General features: G+C 73.8%; 12 protein-coding genes. 10 read left to right on the plus strand and 2 right to left on the minus strand.

What is annotated here, in order from left to right; translation table 11 throughout:
• Positions 1 to 72 precede the first annotated feature (72 nt).
• The 4 genes from V7E45_RS20330 to V7E45_RS20345 are packed head-to-tail and all read left to right on the plus strand — an operon-like array spanning position 73 to position 4768.
• Positions 73 to 1173, plus strand: coding sequence for an ABC transporter substrate-binding protein (locus V7E45_RS20330; RefSeq protein WP_333775615.1), 1101 nt, complete (start codon positions 73 to 75; stop codon positions 1171 to 1173).
• Position 1174: 1 nt separating this feature from the next.
• Complete coding sequence (locus V7E45_RS20335) at positions 1175 to 2764, plus strand: sugar ABC transporter ATP-binding protein (protein WP_333775616.1); 1590 nt, start codon at positions 1175 to 1177, stop codon at positions 2762 to 2764.
• On the plus strand, positions 2757 to 3719 hold the full coding sequence (locus V7E45_RS20340) for an ABC transporter permease (RefSeq protein WP_333775617.1): 963 nt from the start codon (positions 2757 to 2759) through the stop codon (positions 3717 to 3719). The genes V7E45_RS20335 and V7E45_RS20340 overlap by 8 nt, the downstream gene beginning before the upstream one ends.
• Positions 3716 to 4768, plus strand: a complete 1053-nt coding sequence (locus V7E45_RS20345) for an ABC transporter permease (protein ID WP_443056106.1) — start codon at positions 3716 to 3718, stop codon at positions 4766 to 4768. Before V7E45_RS20340 ends, V7E45_RS20345 begins: the two co-directional genes overlap by 4 nt.
• Before the next feature lie 182 nt (positions 4769 to 4950).
• Here V7E45_RS20345 and V7E45_RS20350 read toward each other — a convergent pair whose 3' ends face one another.
• Positions 4951 to 5460, minus strand: a complete 510-nt coding sequence (locus tag V7E45_RS20350) for a GNAT family N-acetyltransferase (RefSeq protein WP_333775618.1) — start codon at positions 5458 to 5460, stop codon at positions 4951 to 4953.
• A 514-nt stretch (positions 5461 to 5974) separates the two neighbouring features.
• On the opposite strand from V7E45_RS20350, the gene V7E45_RS20355 reads away from it, so the two are divergent.
• A complete protein-coding gene (locus V7E45_RS20355; RefSeq protein ID WP_333775619.1) occupies positions 5975 to 9841 on the plus strand; it encodes a Pls/PosA family non-ribosomal peptide synthetase in 3867 nt (1288 codons plus the stop codon).
• 113 nt (positions 9842 to 9954) lie between these two features.
• Positions 9955 to 11280, plus strand: coding sequence for a M1 family metallopeptidase (locus V7E45_RS20360; RefSeq protein WP_443056108.1), 1326 nt, complete (start codon positions 9955 to 9957; stop codon positions 11278 to 11280).
• A gap of 93 nt (positions 11281 to 11373) precedes the next feature.
• Here V7E45_RS20360 and V7E45_RS20365 read toward each other — a convergent pair whose 3' ends face one another.
• Complete coding sequence (locus V7E45_RS20365; RefSeq protein ID WP_333775620.1) at positions 11374 to 12045, minus strand: lamin tail domain-containing protein; 672 nt, start codon at positions 12043 to 12045, stop codon at positions 11374 to 11376.
• Positions 12046 to 12926: 881 nt separating this feature from the next.
• Between V7E45_RS20365 and V7E45_RS20370 the strand changes: the two genes are divergently transcribed.
• The 4 genes from V7E45_RS20370 to V7E45_RS20385 all read left to right on the plus strand — a co-directional run bounded on the left by V7E45_RS20370 (position 12927) and on the right by V7E45_RS20385 (position 18603).
• A complete protein-coding gene (locus V7E45_RS20370; protein ID WP_333775621.1) occupies positions 12927 to 14477 on the plus strand; it encodes an MFS transporter in 1551 nt (516 codons plus the stop codon).
• Complete coding sequence (locus tag V7E45_RS20375) at positions 14474 to 16285, plus strand: S9 family peptidase (RefSeq protein WP_333775622.1); 1812 nt, start codon at positions 14474 to 14476, stop codon at positions 16283 to 16285. Before V7E45_RS20370 ends, V7E45_RS20375 begins: the two co-directional genes overlap by 4 nt.
• Positions 16286 to 16342: 57 nt before the next feature.
• Positions 16343 to 16468 (plus strand): hypothetical protein, encoded by a 126-nt coding sequence (locus V7E45_RS20380; protein ID WP_257785090.1) that lies wholly within the window; start codon positions 16343 to 16345, stop codon positions 16466 to 16468.
• Between the two features lie 176 nt (positions 16469 to 16644).
• Entirely contained in the window at positions 16645 to 18603 is a 1959-nt protein-coding gene (locus V7E45_RS20385; protein ID WP_333775623.1) for a RiPP maturation radical SAM C-methyltransferase, read from the plus strand.
• Positions 18604 to 18607: the final 4 nt, after the last annotated feature.

Genomic DNA, 18607 nt, shown 5'->3' on the forward strand with positions numbered 1-18607 from the left:
AGTTGACCGCAAGAGCCGTCCCACCCCGAGAGCGCTCCCATCGCCCGGGGCCACGCCGTTTGGGGAACTCCCATGAAGACCGTCGCAGCAGCACCGCACCGCACCCTGGTACGCACCCTCCTCACCACCGGCCTCATCACGAGCCTGGCGCTCATGACCGGATGCACCAAGTCCGAGGACGACTCCGGCAACGACAAGTCGGCCTCCCAACAGAAGGACTCGGGCCAGGTCGTCGCCTCGCCGAGCGGCGGTTCAGGACCGACCTGCACCATCGGCACCTACGGCGGCAGGAAACGGGACCTGAAGTCCGCCACCGTCGGGTTCTCCCAGTCCGAGAAGGAGGCCAACCCCTTCCGGATCGCGGAGACCGAATCCATCAGGGCGGAGGCGCGGAAGCGGGGCGTCAAACTGCTCACCGCCAACGCCCAGTCACAGTTCTCCAAGCAGATCAGCGACGTTCAGGATCTCATCGCCAAGGGCGCCGACCTGCTGGTCATCGCCCCGCTGAACTCGGACGGCTGGGAGCCGGTGCTGCGCACCGCGGCCGCCAGGCACATCCCGATCGTCACCATCGACCGCAAGATCAACGCGGCGCCCTGCAAGGACTACGTGAGCTTCATCGGCTCCGACTTCGTCGAGCAGGGCAAGCGGGCCGCCGACCGGATGATCGCCGCCACCGGCGGCAAGGGCGAGATCGCGATCCTGCTCGGCGCGGCCGGCAACAACGTCACCACCGAGCGCACCAAGGGCTTCGAGGACCGCCTCAAGGAGAAGGCACCCGGCCTGAAGATCGTCTTCCGGCAGACCGGTGACTTCGCCCGCGAGAAGGGCCAGTCGGTCACCGAGAACCTGATCCAGTCCAAGCCGGGGATCAAGGGCGTCTACGCCGAGAACGACGAGATGGGCCTCGGTGCCGTCAACGCCCTCAAGGGCGCGGGCAAGAAGCCCGGGGACGTGAAGATCGTGACGATCGACGGCACCCGCAACGCCGTGCAGGGCATCGTGGACGGCTGGATCGACGGCGTCATCGAGTCGAACCCGCGCTTCGGGCCGCTGGCCTTCCAGACCCTGGACACCTTCACCCAGGGCCAGGCGGTGTCGCAGGACATCGTCATCCAGGACAGCTCCTACACCACGGACAACGCCAAGTCCGACCTGGGCAAGGCCTTCTGAGATGCTCACGGTCACCGGACTGTGCAAGACCTTCCCCGGCGTGCGGGCGCTGTCCGACGTGGACTTCACCGTGCGCGCCGGGGAGGTGCACGCCCTGGTGGGCGAGAACGGCGCGGGCAAGTCGACGCTGATCAAGGTGCTGACCGGTGTGTACCGGCCGGACGCCGGCGAGATGACCCACGACGGCACCCCCGTACGATTCGCCACCCCGCTCCAGGCCCAGCAGGCGGGCATCTCCACCATCTACCAGGAGGTCAACCTCGTCCCGCTGATGAGCGTGGCCCGCAACCTGTTCCTCGGCCGCGAGCCACGCGGCCGGCTCGGGCTCATCGACTTCCGCCGGATGCACCGGGAGGCCGGCGAGACCCTGCGGAGCCTCGGCATCCAGGTCGACGTCCGCCGCCCGCTGCGCGAACTGGGCGTCGGTGCCCAGCAGATGGTGGCGCTGGCGCGGGCCGCTGCGATCGACGCCCGGGTCGTGATCATGGACGAGCCCACCTCGTCGCTGGAACCCCGCGAGGTGCAGACGCTCTTCGGGGTGATCCGCGCACTGCGCGACCGGGGCATCGCGGTCATCTACGTCAGCCACCGCATGGACGAGTTGTACGAGATCTGCGAGGCGGTCACCGTGCTGCGCGACGGCCGTGTCGTGCACACCGGACGGCTCGCCGGCCTCGACCGGCTGCGGCTGGTGGCGCTGATGCTCGGCCGCGAGATCGGCGAGGTGTCCCGGGAGGGTCTGACGAAGTTCAGCGGCTCCCACGATGCCGCCGCCGAACCTGTCCTGGAGGCCCAGGGACTGAGCGTCCGTCACCGGCTGGACGGCGTGTCGCTCACCCTGCGGCCGGGCGAGGTGGTCGGCCTCGGCGGCCTGCTCGGCTCGGGGCGCAGTGAGACCGCCAAGGCCATCGCGGGGGCCCTGCCGCTCGACGGCGGCCGGGTCGTGATGGCCGGGCAGCCGGTGCGCGGCGGCTCCACGGCGGCGGCGATCCGGGCCGGCATCAGCCTGCTGCCGGAGGACCGCAAGACCGAGGGGATCGTGCCGGGTCTGTCGGTGCGGGAGAACATCGCGCTCGCCGCGCTGCCCGGGCTGTCCCGCTTCGGGCTTGTCGACGACGCCCGGATCGACCGGATCGTGGACACCTTCGTCAAGCGGCTGCGGATCAAGGCGGCCGGACCGCACCAGAAGGTCGGGGAGCTGTCCGGCGGCAACCAGCAGAAGGTGTTGCTGGCCAGGTGGCTCGCCCTGCACCCCAAGGTACTGCTGCTGGACGAGCCGACGCGCGGCATCGACGTGGGTGCCAAGGCGGAGGTGCAGGCGCTGGTGGACGAACTGGCCGAGGACGGGCTCGCCGTCCTGCTGATCTCCTCCGACACCGAGGAACTGATCGAGGGCAGCGACCGCGTGGTGGTCCTCAAGGACGGCGTGGTGGTGCGGGAGTTGACCGGCGACGCCGTCACCGAGGACGAGTTGCTGCGGGCGATCGCCGCCGTGCCCGCCGGCCCGCCCGAGGCCGGCGACGGACACCGGCCGACCGGTGGGGACCAGGTGCCGACGGCACACGAACCGCCCGGAGGGCACGATGACTGATCTCTCCCTGGCCCGCGGCACGGTGGACCGCGACCGGGTGCTGCGCCTGTTGCAGGCGTACGGCGTGTACGCGGGCGTCGTGGTCCTGCTGCTGTTCAACCTCGCCTTCACCGCGCACTTCGCCTCCGCGGAGAACTTCCGCACCCAGGCCGTCCAGGTCGCGCCGGTACTGATCGTTGCCCTCGGTATGGCCCTGGCCATCGGCACCGAGGGCGTCGACCTGTCGGTCGGCTCGGTGATGGCGCTGTCCACCTCCCTGCTGTCCCTGTATCTCGGGTACGGCCCCTGGATCGCCGTCCTGAGCGCGGTCGTCGGCGGGATCGTGGTCGGCCTCGCCAACGGGGCGCTGATCGCCTTCGTCGGTGTGCAGCCCATCGTCGCCACGCTCGCCCTCATGGTCGCCGCCCGGGGCCTCGCGCTGGTGCTGCTGCCCCAGTTGAAGGACGTCCGCGACCCCGGCATGGCGGCCCTCGGCTCCGGTGACGTGCTGGGTGTCCCGTACCTGGTCCTCATCGCGGTCGCGCTCGCCCTGCTGGTGGCCTTCGTCGTACGGCGCTCCACGTTCGGCCGGCAGTTGCTGGCCATCGGCGACAGCCGGCCGGCGGCACGCCTGGCGGGTCTGCCGGTGCGCCGGGTGCTGATCGTGGTGTACGTCTGCTCCGGCGTGCTCGCCGCGATCGCGGGCGTCCTGGCGACCGCCCGGCTGACCGCGAGCGACCCCACATCCCTGGGCACGCTCATGGAGCTGTCCGCCATCACGGCGGTGGTCGTCGGCGGCACCCCGCTCAGCGGCGGACGGGTCCGGATCGGCGGGACGGTCGCGGGCGCGGCACTGATCCAACTGCTCACCACCACGCTCATCAAGCACGACCTGCCCCCGTCGTGGACGCAGATCGCGCAGGCCGTGGTGATCGTCGGTGCCGTGTACGCGGCGCGTGAACGGGGGAAGCGATGACCACGGACACCGGGGAGGCCGTCATGCCGGCCGAATCCACGGCCGGCGCCCGGGCGTCGGCCGCCGTCACCGACGGGGAGCCGCCGGGTGCCGGCCGTCGGGAGCGGCTGAGCGCGCTCGCCCAGCAGCACGGGGCGCTGGTCACGCTCGGCATCGCCATGGTCGTGGCGTCGCTGAGCTTCGACACCTTTCTGACCGGCGACAACCTGGAGAACATGGCGCTGTCGTCGGCGTTCCTCGCCGTCGTCGCCCTCGGGATGACGTTCGTGATCGTCACTGGCGGCATCGACCTCTCGGTCGGCTCGCTGTTCGCCCTGGGCGGGGTGCTCGCGGCCTGGGGGTCGCAGTACGGGACGGCCGTGGCGCTGCTGCTGCCGCTCGTGGTGTGCGGCCTGGTCGGTCTGGTCAACGGGCTGCTGATCGCCCGCTCGGGTCTCGCCCCGTTCATCGTCACGCTGGCCGCCATGCTCGGTGCGCGCGGTGGCCTGCTCGCGCTCACCGACGAGGGTTCGCGGACGTACCTGGTGGACAAGGGTTCCTTCTTCGCGAAGCTGGGGCAGGGATCGCTGTTCGGCATCGGCGTACCGGTGTGGATCACGCTGGCCCTGTTCGTGCTGGGCGCCGTGGTGCTGCGGCGCACCCGGTTCGGGCAGTACGTGTACGCGGTGGGCGGCAACGAGGACGCGGCGGCGCTGATGGGGGCGCCCGTGGCCCGTACCAAGATCGCCGTGTACACCCTGTCCGGGCTGTGCGCGGGCCTCGCCGGAGCGCTGAACGCGGCGTGGCTGCTGTCCGGCGTGACGATCCTCGGCTCCGGCATGGAGCTGGAGGCGATCTCGGCGGTGGTCATCGGCGGCAGCCTGCTCACCGGCGGCTTCGGCTTCATCAGCGGGACGCTGGTCGGGGTGGCGCTGCTGAAGGTGATCCAGAACGTCATCAACCAGATCGGCTCCCTGGACTCGGCCTACCAGCAGGTGGTCAGCGGCGCGTTCCTGGCGGTCGTGGTCGTCGCCCAGACGTGGCTCGGGCGCAGGCAGCGGGTGCTCTGAGCGGACCGGGAGCCGGAGCGGCGACGGCTCTGCGCTCCCACCACGGACACCACCCGCACCGACGTGCCGCCAGGGGACGGCCGTTCGGCGCGGGTGGGCTGTGTGTGCGGGTGGGGGGCCTGGGCGCGTGGCCGGGTGTCGGGGCAGCCGGACCGGATGCCCGGCGGTCGGAGAACGAACGGTCAGATGCCGAACGGCGCGGCGTACCGGACGGTACCGGCGGGCAGCGGGTGGGCGGGGTCGAGGGTCAGGGCCATCAGTGCCTCGTCCGGGACCTCGACGGTCAGCCGGATCCCGTGGGCGGAGGCGCGGGTGAAGCCGAAGCGCGGGTAGTACGTGGGGTGTCCGAGCACCACGACGTGGTGCTCGCCCCTCGCCCCGGCCGCCCGGAGCGCGGCTCGGACGGCCGCGGAGCCGGCGCCGGTGCGCTGGTGCCCGGGCAGTACGGCGACGGGTCCCAGGCACAGCGCCGGGACGTCGTCGATGTGGGCCCGGGTCAGCAGGGCGTGGCCGACCGGGGTGCCGTGCGCGTCGGTGGCGACGAGGGACAGGCCGTCGAGCCAGGCGGGGCCGTCGCGCAGGGCGTCGACGAGGTCGGCCTCCGCGGGCCTGTCGAAGGCGGCCAGCACGAGGTCGCGGACGGCCTCGCGGTCGGCGCCGGTCTCGGCGCGGGTGGTCCAGGTGGTGTTCATCGCGGATGCGGGTCCGTTTCGGATCGGTGTTCGTGCGGGAGAGCCCCGGCGAGCCCACGCCCTCGGCGAAGGCGGGAAGAAGCCTGGAGCAGGGGTCAGGCCACGGCCCGGGACGTGAGGGAGACCTGGGCGGCACGGACGGTGGCCTCGCGCGCGGTCATCAACCTCACCTCCCCACGTTCCTGCTTCTCAGCTCCGGCGTTCCGACACGAACCGGGGCCGGCCTACCGGTCCTCGCGGGCCCCGCACATCCGCGAACGGGCCGCGAAACGCCCTTGCTTGGCCGCATGTGTGGGGGATGTCTCGCCCCGCGCGCGTTCGGGCAGGTCGGCGCGGTCCGGGCGATGGCCCGGCGGGCCACGAACGGCCGTACCGAGTGGTCCGGGCCGGGGGCCGCGGCTAGCGTCGTACTAATATTCCCGGCTTGTCACGAAGCCGGAGCCGGACAACCCCAGGCAGACCTGCGGGCCCGCCGGCCCCCCGGAGGGTTCCGGGAACGAGACGCGAGGACCGGATGGCAGCCATACACGGGGGCAGCGCTCTCGGCTCGCTCGACGAGGAGTTCCGCGAGCGGTTCGGCGACACGGCACGTTTCACCGCGGGGCCCGCCGCCCCGCCGCGCACACTGATCGACGTCCTCGACGCGTCGGTGCGCTCGTACCCGGACGAGCCGGCCCTGGACGGCGGCGGCACGCGTCTGACCTACCGGGAGCTGGCGGCCGAGGTCGAGGTGCTGCGCCGGCGGCTCGCCGCAGCCGGCGTCGGGCTCGGCGACCGCGTCGGCGTGCGGGTGCCGTCGGGGACCAACGACCTGTACGTCGCCGTACTGGCCGTGCTCGCGGCCGGTGCCGCCTACGTCCCCGTAGATGCCGAGGACCCGGACGAGCGGGCCGAGCTGGTGTTCGGCGAGGCAGGGGTGCGGGCCGTCGTCGGGGCCGGGCACCGGATCGACATGACCGGCTCGCCCGGCGGGACCGCGGGACGGCCCGGTCCCGGGGACGACGCCTGGATCATCTTCACCTCCGGCTCCACCGGAAGACCCAAGGGCGTCGCGGTCACCCACCGCAGCGCCGCCGCCTTCGTCGACGCGGAGGCGGCGCTGTTCCTCACCGACGAGCCGATCGGGCCCGGGGACCGGGTGATGGCCGGGCTCTCCGTCGCCTTCGACGCGTCCTGCGAGGAGATGTGGCTGGCCTGGCGGTACGGCGCGTGTCTGGTGCCCGTACCCAGGTCGCGGGTCAGGAGCGGCGCCGACCTGGGCCCCTGGCTGGTCGAGCAGGAGATCACGGTGGTGTCCACGGTGCCGACGCTGGCCGCGCTGTGGGAGCCGGAGACCCTCGACGACGTACGCCTGCTGATCTTCGGCGGCGAGGCCTGCCCGCCGGAACTCGCCCAGCGGCTGGTCACGGAGGGGCGCGAGGTGTGGAACACCTACGGGCCCACCGAGACGACCGTCGTGGCCTGTGCGGCACTGATGACCGGCGAGGGACCCGTGCGCATCGGGCTTCCGCTCGACGGCTGGGAGCTGGCCGTCGTGGACGAGGCCGGGGAGCCGGTGCCCATGGGCGGCAGCGGGCAGCTCGTGATCGGCGGGGTCGGGCTCGCCCGGTACCTCGACAGCGGGAAGGACGCGGAGAAGTACGCGCCGCTCGACTCGCTCGGCTGGCCGCGGGCCTACCGCAGCGGCGACCTGGTCCGGGCCGAGCCGGACGGACTGGTCTTCCTCGGGCGGGCCGACGAGCAGATCAAGCTCGGCGGGCGGCGGATCGAACTGGGCGAGGTCGACGCCGCGTTGTGCGCGCTGCCGGGGGTCGCGGGCGCGGCCGCCGCGGTGCGCACCGCCCGTGGCGGCAATCAGCTCCTCGTCGGGTACGTCGTCACCCAGGACGGCTGGGACCGTACGGCGGCGGTGGCGAAGCTGCGCGCCGAACTGCCCGCCGCCCTGGTACCGTTGCTCGCCCCCGTCGGCGAACTGCCCACCCGGACCTCGGGAAAGGTCGACCGGGCCGCGCTTCCCTGGCCGCTCGACGGCTTGGCGGACGACGGGCCGGGCGAGCAGCTCCACGGCACCGAGGCGTGGCTCGCCGAGCAGTGGACGGAGGTCCTCGGCATCCCGGTGCGGGACGCCGGTGACGACTTCTTCGCGATCGGCGGCAGCAGCCTCGCCGCCGCCCGGCTGACCACCCGGCTGCGCACCCGCTATCCGGGCGCGGCCGTCCTCGACGTCTACCAGCGGCCGGTGCTGCGCAAGCTGGCCCGCCATCTGGAGGCGTCGGCGCGGGACGAGGGCGAGGTCCGCTCGGTCGTGCCGGTCCCGGTGCGCGCCCGTGTCGTGCAGACTTTGCTGCTGGTACCGCTGTTCACGCTGCTCGGGCTGCGCTGGACCGTCGCCCTGACCGCACTGGGCGATCTGCTGCCGGGCTACACCGTGCTGCCGACCGCCTCATGGTGGCTGGTCGCCGCGGGCGCGGCGGCGTTGTTCAGCCCGCCCGGGCGGATCGCGGTGGCGGCGGGCGGTGCGCGGCTGCTGCTGCGGGGCGTCGGGCCCGGGCGGTACCCGCGTGGTGGGAGCGTCCATCTGCGGCTGTGGACCGCTGAACGGCTCGCCGAGTTCAGCGGCGCGACCTCGCTGACCGGGGCGTGGCTGGAGCGGTACGCGCGGGCGCTGGGCGCCAAGGTGGCCGCCGACGTGGACCTGCACTCGCTGCCGCCGGTGACCGGCATGCTGAAGGTGGGGCGCGGGGCCGCCGTGGAGTCGGAGGTCGACCTGTCCGGCCATTGGCTGGACGGCGACCGGCTGGAGATCGGTCCGGTCCGGGTGGGTGCCCGCGCGGTGGTGGGGACACGCAGCATGCTCTTCCCGGGCGCCCGGGTGGGCAAGCGGGCCGAGGTGGCGCCCGGGTCGGCCGTGACCGGCCGGGTGCCCACCGGGCAGCGCTGGGCCGGGGCGCCCGCGGCCAAGCTCGGCAAGGCCAAGCACAACTGGCCCGAGGAGCGTCCGCCGCGAGGCAGGCGCTGGCGGGTCATGTACGGCGTGAGCGGTTTGGCGCTCGGTGCCCTGCCGCTGCTCGCGGGCGTGCCCGCGCTGCTGGTCGTGGGGCTGTTCGTGGCGCCCGGCGACGGGCTCGCCGAGGCGCTGGGCCACGCGGCGCTCGGGCTGGTGCCGGCCACGCTCGTTTTCGGGTCGGCGTACGCGCTGCTGATCCTCGTCTCCGTCCGGCTGCTCTCGGTGGGCCTGCGCGCGGGCACCCATCCGGCACACGGCCGCACCGGCTGGCAGGCGTGGACCGTCACCCAGTTGATGGACCGTTCCCGGGAGACGCTGTTCCCGCTGTACGCCGGTCTGGTGACACCGGTGTGGCTGCGGCTGCTGGGCATGCGCGTGGGGCGGGGCGCGGAGGTGTCCACCGTCCTGGCCCTGCCCAGCCTGACCACGGTCGGGGACGGCGCGTTCCTGGCGGACGACACCCTGACCGCGCCGTACGAGCTCGGCGGCGGCTGGATGCGGATCGGGCGCGCGGAGATCGGGCGGCGGGCCTTCCTCGGCAACTCGGGCATGACGGCGCCGGGCCGGAGCGTGCCGGACGGCGGTCTGGTCGGGGTGCTGTCCGCGACGCCGAAGAAGGCGAAGAAGGGCACCTCGTACCTGGGGCTGCCGCCGGTGAAGCTGCCGCGCAGCGCGAACGAGGGTGACCACGGCCGCACCTACGCCCCGCCCGCCCGGCTGCGCTGGGCTCGTGGGCTGGTCGAGGCGTGCCGGATCGTGCCTGTGCTGTGCTCGGCGGCGCTGGCCGGCCTGACGGTGGCCGCGCTGTGCGCGCTGGGGGTGTGGGCGCCCCTGCTGTCGGGGCTGGTGCTGCTCGCGGCGGGTGCCGTGGCGGCGGTGGTGTCGATCGCCGCCAAGTGGCTGCTGGTGGGACGGCACCGGGCGGGCGAGCACCCGCTGTGGAGTTCCTTCGTGTGGCGGGGAGAGCTGGCGGACACGTTCGTCGAGGTGCTCGCGGTGCCGTGGCTGGCCGGTTCGGTGCCGGGCACCCCGGTGCTGACGGCGTGGCTGCGGGGCCTGGGAGCGCATGTCGGCCGGGGGGTCTGGGTGGAGAGCTACTGGCTGCCGGAGACGGACCTGGTGACCTTGGCGGACGCGTCGACCGTGAACCGAGGCTGCGTGCTCCAGACGCACCTCTTCCACGACCGGATCATGCGGACGGATACTGTGGTCCTCCGTGAGGGCGCCACCCTCGGCCCTGGCGGGATCGTGCTGCCCGGCAGCACGGTCGGGGCCCGTACGACGCTGGGTCCCGCGTCGCTCGTCATGGCCGCGGAGTCCGTCCCGGACGACACCCGCTGGCTCGGCAACCCGATCGAGGCATGGCGTCCCTGAGCGCGGGCCGCCCGGCACCGGGGGGCGGCACACCGGTGGCACGGAGGACCGGCACAGCGCAGGGAGCAGACGCGGCAGTGGCAGTTCAGCAGTCCATGCAGTCCACCCGGTCCATGGGTCCGGACCCGTACTTCCCGGCCAACGGCGATCCCCGTTACCGGGTGCACCGCTACGAGCTCACGCTGGACTACCGGCCGGGCCCGAACCGGCTGTCCGGCACGGCCCGGATCAACGCCATCGCGGGCCAAGCGCAGTTGACGGAGTTCCAGCTGAACCTGGCCGACTTCAGGATCGGCCGGGTCCGGGTGGACGGCAGACAGCCGCACTACACGCACCGGGGCGGCCGGCTGCGGGTGCGCCCGGCGAAGCCGCCGCGGCCCGGGGCCGCCTTCACGATCGAGGTGCACTGGTCGGGCAATCCCCGCCCGGTGGCCAGTCCGTGGGGCGGGCTCGGCTGGGAGGAGACGGAGGACGGGGCGCTGGTGGCCAGCCAGCCGGTCGGGGCACCGTCCTGGTACCCGTGCAACGACCGGCCGGCCGACAAGGCGTCGTACCTGCTGTCGGTCACCACGCCGTCGGCGTACGCGGTGGTCGCGGGCGGGCGGCTGCTGACCCGTACGACGAAGGCCTCGACGACCACGTGGGTCTACGAGCAGGCGGCGCCCACCTCCAGCTATCTGGTGGGGCTGGCGATCGGCAAGTACCAGACCGTGCTGCTGGGGGACCCCGGGCCGGGCGGTGTGCCGCAGCACGGGCACATCCCGGCGCACCTGCTGCCGCGGTTCTCGCGGGACTTCGCCCGGCAGCCCGCGATGATGGAGCTGTTCCAGGAGCTGTTCGGGCCGTACCCGTTCGACGAGTACGCCGTGGTGGTGACGGAGGACGAACTCGACGTCCCGGTGGAGGCGCAGGGGTTGTCGCTGTTCGGCGCCAACCACGTGGACGGGGTCAGGGGTTCGGAGCGGCTGGTGGCGCACGAGCTGGCGCACCAGTGGTTCGGCAACAGCGTGTCCCTCGCCGACTGGCGGCACATCTGGCTGAACGAGGGCCTCGCCAAGTACGCGGAGTGGCTGTGGTCGGAGCGTTCGGGCGGTCGGGACGCCGGGCAGCTGGCCGCCTCCGCGCACCGGTCGCTGTCCGCGCTGCCGCAGGATCTGCGGCTGTCCGACCCGGGCCGCAAGCTGATGTTCGACGACCGGCTCTACCAGCGGGGCGGACTCGCCGTGCACGCGGTACGGGTCGCCCTGGGTGACGCGGCGTTCTTCCACATGCTGCGCGGCTGGGCCGAGCAGCACCGGGGCGCGGCCGTGACGACGACGACGTTCACCTCGCACGTGGCCCGGTACGCGCGGGAGCCGCTGGACGGCCTGTTCGCGGCCTGGCTGCACGAGACACGCCTGCCGCCGCTGCCGACGGCCGGCTCTGGACCCGCCGTATAGGGCCTGGATGCGGCGCGCCGCACCCCCGGAGGCGGCGCGCCGCGGTCGTGCGCGGCGGGGTGCCGTGGCCGGGCCGACGGCACCCCTGGCCGGTCAGTGGCGGTGGTCGCCGCGGCGGTCGTGGTCCTGGTCCCGGCGGTCGTGGTCCTGGTCCCGGCCGTCGTGGTCCTGGTCCCGGCCGTCGTGCTGCCGGCCCCAGCCGTCGTGGTCCTGGCCGCGGAAGTGGCGCTCGTCCTGGTCGCCGCGGGCGTCGCCACGGAAGTCGCGGTCGTCGTCGCCGAAGTGACGGTGGTCGCGCCGGTCGCCGCCCCACGAGGTGGCGTCGACGAGGCGGCCGCGGTCGTTGCGCAGGGTGGCGCTGTCGGCGTCGCGGTCCCACACGGAGTGCCGGCGGTCCTGGTAGACGTCGGCTTCACCGTCCCGGCCGAAGCCCGTGTGGACGCGGACGCTCGACCGGCCCTCCAGCCGGTAGGTGCGGAAGGTGTAGGTGTTGCCGTCCCGGTCGGACAGGGTCCAGCCCCGCAGGTTCACGTCGCGACGGCCATTGTTGGTGATCTCCACCCATTCCCGGTTGAGGGAGTGGTTGGACCGCTCGAAGCGGCTCGGGCCGTACTGCACGTCACCGATGACCACCTGGGCGCGGTCCCAGTGCGGGCCGGGACGGTCCGCCGCGGCGGCGGGCAGCGCGACCGCGCCCACGGCGACGGCGGCCACGGCGGCCGCCGCGGTCAGGCGGAGCGGGGTCACACGAACGGAAGCGGACACGAGGTCCCCCTTGCGGGTGCGGGCACGCCCGGGGGTCACGGCAACGGACCGTGGACCGGGGTGCGGTGGTTGCGAGCGGCCCGGCGGCCGCACACCCACACCTTCCATCGGGAAACCGGGGAAACGGGACATACACGTCGCGTGTTACATGTTGCGCACATTTCGGTGACACTCGCCTGCACGCTCCATCCATCCGCGGAAACGTTCACTTGACGCCTCGTCAAGCCGTTCGGCGCTTCGCCCCGACCGGTCCACCACCCGAAAGTGAGCAACAGCGGGCGCCCCGCGTCCGCCGCGCGTGACCGTGCGGGGGGGACCTCCGGTCCGGTGGCGGAATGCTTGATTGCTGTTTGTGTTCCGATGGGGGACGTTGTCAGCCAATGTGACGCGCCCCCGCGGGACCTCCGCCGGGCGCGAGTGTCCCGCTGATCGGTGCGGCGGCGCGCGGGACGGGCGGAGGCACGTGCCGCCGGCAGGGAACGCCCCCCTTTCGCGGCGCAACGCCCACGCGCGCGGCAGGCCCAAAGGGCCGGGCGGCCGTACGTCCGGGCCGGTGGAGGGGCCCACCCCGCCCCGGCGCACCCCTGGACGGACGGCGCGGCGCAGGCCGTGGTCATCCGCCCGGTACACGAACGCGAAGCACCATCCTGGGCACTCCGCGCCTCGTCGGCAGGCAGGTCGGGGCGCGGCGCGGCGATCGGGGGTACCGCACCGGGCCAGTCGAGTGTCGGCCATATCCGGCGCGGCGGACGGGCGCACGGCGCCTTCAGGGCCCTTGTTCCCGCCGTGCCGTGGTGATTAGGCTCCGGCTCGCTTTCGCACGTCGTACACATTTTCCACACATGACGGCCGGAATGCCTCGGTCCGGCGGTCGCTCACGCATGCGTACTTCCGGTGCCTTCACCGGAGCCGTCAGCACCTACAGGGGGGTGGGGGCCATCGACGCAGCTCGGTCGCCGCGGCGTGCCGACGGCGAGTCGGCCGCGCCCGCCGACGCTCCGTCCACCGGGCCCGCCGGGTCTGCCGGGCGCGGCAGGGGCAGCCGCCGGGACCTCACCGTCCTGTGGTGCGTCAACGCCGTGGACGGGCTGGGCAGTCAGGCCTCCGGGCTCGTGTTCCCGCTGCTGCTCCTGGACCTGGGCCACGGCCCCGGCACGGCCGGTGTGTTCGCCAGCGCCGCCGCGCTGACCGGGGTGCTCCTCGGGCCGGCCGTCGCCGTCCCCGCCGACCTGGGACACCGGCGGCGCCTCATGACCTCGGCGGCGACGCTGGCGGCCCTGGCGATGGCGGGACTGGCCGTCGCCTGTCTGCGGCACCCGCCGCTGTGGGTCCTGCTGGGCCTGGCCTTCACCGAGCGGCTGTGCGCCACGGCCTACGAGACGGCGGCGCGCGGGGCCCTGTACCGGCTGGCGGCACCGGAGGACCTGCCGCGTGCCGTGGCCGGTGTCCAGGCGGGTGATCAGACGGCCCTGGTGGTCGGACCCGCGCTGGGTGGCGTCCTGTTCGGCCTGAGCCGTGTGCTGCCGTTCGCGGTCGACGCGGTGTCCTATGCCGCCGCGGCCCTGGGCGTACGGGCCATCCGCACCCCGCTGGACACCCCGGCCACTGCCCGGGACACGCCGCCGGCCTCGCCCGACGGCTCGGCGGACGCGCGCGAGGCCGACTCAGGTACCGAACGGCGGAGTTCGTCCGGCAGCCTGCGGGCGGGGTTCGCGGCGGCGGTCCACTCCCCCGTGTTGCGCCTGGTGCTGCTGTGGTCGTCCGTGGCGAGCGGGGTGCTGACCCTGCTGTTCTACACCGCGGTGTTCGTCCTGGGCCCCGAGGCCGGCGGCACCGCCACCGGAGGGGTGCTCGCGGTCTCCGGCGCGGCGGGGCTCGCCGGTTCGCTGGTGGCCGCGCCGGTGGTACGGCGGCTCGGCGCGCGCCGGTCGCTCACGGCGGCCACCTGGCTGCTCCTGCCGCCGAGCGCCGCGTTGTCGGGGGCCGGCGGGCCCTGGCTGTGGGGTCTGTGCTTCTCCGCGCTGTGCCTGGTGTTGCCGGTGGTGACCGTCGTCCTGGGCGGTGCGGCCGTCCTCGCGGTGCCGGCGGAGCTGCAGTCACGGACCGGGGCCGTCCTCGGGTCCGCCACCGCGGTGACGGCGGCCGCGGCGCCCGCCGCCGCGGCCGCCCTGGTGACCTGGGGCGGCCCCCGGGTCCCGGCGCTGGTCTGCACCGCCCTGCTGTTCGTGCTCGCGCTGCACACGCAGCGCACCGCGCCCACCGCGCTGCGCCCGGCCGCACCGACGGACGCGGCCGGGCAGACCGTGGCCGAGGAGACCGAGGCCGTGCCGGAGGAGTTGGCCGAGATGACCGTGGCCGGCGCGACCGTGGCCGAGGTGACCGTGGCCGAGGGGATCCGCCCGGCCGGTCCGCACCCGGGGAGCCGGCCATGACCAGTCCTTACCAGGTGTTCGTCGCCGCCCTCCCCGACGTGTGCCCGGCGGACCCGCACCGGATGGTGTTCACCGCGGACGCCGGGGGCCGCTGCGAGGTCTTCACCTGGGACGCGCGGGCCCGCCGGGCCCGTCAGGTCACCGACAGCCCCGGGGGTACGGTCCACCGGGCGATCGACGCCGACGGCTATGTGTGGTGGTTCGAGGAGGACGCCGCCGAACGCGGCCGCTGGTGGTTCCGGCACTTCGACGGCGGCCCGCGCCTGCCCGGCCTGCCCGGTGCCCCGGCCGGGCGGCCGAGCGGACTGGCGGTGACCCCGGGCGGGACGGTCGCCGCGGCCTTGGCCACCGGACGGCGCACGGTCGTGCTGATGGGCCGCCGCGGCCGCGCCCCGCGCGAAGTGCTGAGCACCACCGGTCCCTGCCGGCTCGGCGGCGTCACCCCGGACGGCTCGCTGATCGCCCTCGCCTCGTCGGCGGAGGACGGAGCGGCCGTCACGGTGGTCGAGCCCGGCGGCCGGGTCGTCGCCACCCTGCCCGGCCCCGACCTTCTCGAACCCGGCCGGACCGGCGCACGGCTGTGGTGCCAGGGCTTCTCGCCCCGGGCCGGGCACCGCGAACTGCTCCTGGTGCGGGACCTCGGGGACCGCTACGCCCTGGCCACCTGGACCCCGGCCGAGGGGCTGCGCACCCACCACGGGTTCACCTGCGACACGGAGATCAGCGCGCGCTGGTACCCGGACACGCGCGAGGTGCTGGTGCGTCAGGACCGGCACGGCCGCTCCCTGCTGCACCGCGTGGACCTCGACGGCAGGCGGCGCGAGGCCGTGCCCACGCCTCCCGGCAGCGTGCTGGACGCGGCGCCCCGCGACGACGGGGCGGTGGACTACCTGTGGACCGACACCGCCCGTCCGCCCGCCCCGCACGCCACGGACGGCATCGCCCTGCCGCCGCCCGGCCCCGCGGTCGTCGTGCCCGGCCGGCACACCGACCTGTGGACGCCCACCGGCGAGGGCCGCGTGCACACCCTGCTCAGCCTGCCGGAGCCGGCCGGGAGGACCGCACCGCCGCCGGCCGTCTTCCTGATCCACGGCGGCCCGGCCGACCACGACCGGGACGCCTACGACGCCACGGTGCACTCGCTCGTGGCCTCCGGCTACGCGGTCGTCCGGGTCAACTACCGCGGCTCCACCGGCTACGGGCCGCACTGGCGGCGCGCCTTCCCCGCCGGGGTCGGCCACACCCAGGTGGACGACCTGGCAGCGGTCCGCGCCGACCTCGTCGCCCGTGGCCTGATCGCCGGGGACGCGAGCGCCCTGTGGGGGGTGTCGTGGGGCGCCTACCTCGTGCTGCTCGCGCTCGGCACCCGCGCCGGGCTGTGGCGGGCGGGCGTCGCCGTCAAGCCGGTGGCCGACTGGGTCGCCGCGCACCGGACCACCACACCGGCGCTGCGGGCCCTGGACGTCCGGCTGTTCGGCGGCACCCCGGACGAGGTGCCGGAACGTTACGCCAGGAGCTCGCCCCTCAGTTACGTGGCCGCGGTCACGGCACCCCTGCTGGTGGTCGGCGCGGCCCACGACACCAAGTGCCCGCCCGGCCAGATCCGCTCCTACCTCGCCGCGCTGGCCGACGCGGGCGTACCGCACGAGGCCATGTGGCTGGACACCGGGCACGACGGCTACGACGGCGCGACCCACGTCGCCGTCCTGCGCCGGTCCCTGCGCTTCCTGCGCGACCGGCTGCCCGAACCGGCGCGAAGCGCCCCAGGACGTCCCCCCGCTCCCGCGGGAGGACCCCGGTCCCGCTGAGGCAACAGCGGGACCGGGTGTGCACAGCAGCACCCCACTCACCGAAGGAGGAACACCATGCAGAAGGACATCATCCACAACGACCCGCTCGCGGGCGACGAGGAGAACCGCAAGCCGGGCATCGGCATCACCATCACCATCCCGTTCCGCAACGCCGACGAGGGCGGCGACGACGAGGAGTGACCACCGGCCCGGGGGGGGGGGGGGGGGCGGGGGGGGGGGGGGGGGGGGGGGGGGCGCGCCGGGGCGCCCCCCCCGCCCCGCCCCCCCCCCCCCCCCCCGCGCCCCCCCCCCCCCGGGCTCCCTCCTCCCCGCTCCCGCCACGCCCTTCCTCCACGCCGTCCGTCAAGGAGCCGACCGTGCGCGTTCTCCTGCTCAACATGCCCTGGTCGCCCATCGACCTGCCCTCGCTGGCCCTCGGCATCCTCAAACGCAGTGTCGACGAGCGCGTCGAAGGCGCGACGTGCGAGGTGCTGCACGCCAACCTGGAGTTCACCGACTGGATCACCCGGCGCACCGAGTTCTCGGCGGAGGACTACGAGTACTACGCGCTGTCCTCCTATTTCCTCGGCTGCGGCGACTGGGTGTTCTCCAGCGCCCTGTACGACGACCCGGCCTGGAAGGAAGCCGAGTTCACCCAGGCGATGACCGGCAGACTGCGCGCCAAGCGGATGCGCATGACCCATGAACTGCACGCTGTCGTACCGGAGTTCGTGAAGGAGATCGCCCAGCGGGTGGCCGAACTCGCGCCGGACGTGGTGGGCCTGACGTCCACCTTCCAGCAGAACACGGCCGCCCTCGCCGCGGCCCGGCACATCAAGCGGCTGGCCCCGAAGACCGTGACGGTCATGGGCGGCGCCAACTGCGACGCCGAGCAGGGCGCGGCCGTCCACCGCAACTTCCCCTGCGTCGACTACGTGGTGCGCGGTGAGGGCGAGGAAGCCTTCCCCCGGCTGCTGGAGGCCGTGCGGGACGGCGCGGACGCCTCGGTGTTCGCCGGCATTCCCGGTCTCTGTCACCGCGCCGGCGAGGACTCCTCGACCGCCAACCCGATGCCCACCGGTCCGATACCCCCGGCGGCCATCCTGCCCCCGGACTACAGCGGCTACTTCGAACGGCTCGCGGGATCGGTGGCGCGCAACTGGGTCGAGCCGAAGCTGGTGGTCGAGGGGGCCCGCGGCTGCTGGTGGGGCGAGAAGCACCACTGCACGTTCTGCGGCCTGAACGGCTCGTTCATGCAGTTCCGCAGCAAGAGCCCGGACACCTTCTACCAGGAGATCATGGACCTGGCGGAGCGGCACCGGGTCCTCGACATGTACGTCGTCGACAACATCCTCGACATGCGCTACCTGTCCACCGTGCTGCCCCGGATCATCGACAGCGGCTACGACCTGCGTATGCACATCGAGATCAAGGCGAACATGCGCCGCCCGCAGTTGCAGGTCCTCGCCGACGCCGGGCTCATCTACGTCCAGCCGGGCATCGAGAGCCTCAACAGCCGGGTCCTCGACCTCATGGACAAGGGCGTCGCCGGCTGCCAGAACGTGCGCCTGCTGCGCGACGCGGCCGAGACGGGCCTTTCCGTGTCCTGGAACTACCTGCACGGCTTCCCCGGCGAGACCACGGAGGACTACGACCCGGTGATCCGCCAGCTGCCCGCGCTGGAGCACCTGAACCCGCCGGTCGACCTGTCCGCCCGCATCGCCATCGAGCGCTTCAGCCCCTACTTCAACCGGCCGGAACTGGGCTTCACCGGGCTGCGCCCCGAGGAGCACTACCTGTTCACCTATGACCTGCCCGAGGAGGAACTGCACGACCTGGCCTACGTGTTCCAGGCACCCGAGCGCGGCATCGGCGCGGACACGGTGACGCGGCTCAACGACGCCATCGGCGACTGGAAGAAGCACCACACCGACGCCCGGCTCACCCACACCGACCTGGGTGACGAGATCGTCCTGGTCAGCCGCAGGCGGGCGTTCGACTGGGACACCCTGCGCCTGACCGACCCGTTCGCCGTCGCCGCGTTCCGGCTCCTGGACCAACCGCACGCCCCCACGGCCCTGCACCGCAAGGCGACCTCCGCCGCCGCCTTCGCCGACCGCACCGCCGAGGACGTCCAGGCCCTGCTGGACGCGTGGACGGCGCTGGGCATCACCTTCACGGACGCGGGCCAGTACGTCCACATCGCCCCGGCCTCGGTCAACCAGGACTTCCTGCGGCTCGACTACATGCGCCACGTGCACGCCCGCCCGGCGGCCGCACCGGCCGAGGAACCGGCCGCGGCGGCACCCGCCACCCCGGCCCCCGCGCTCTCCTGAGCCC

Origin of the sequence: Streptomyces sp. IBSBF 3136, from assembly GCF_036815105.1 — a bacterium.
GTDB lineage: Bacteria > Actinomycetota > Actinomycetes > Streptomycetales > Streptomycetaceae > Streptomyces.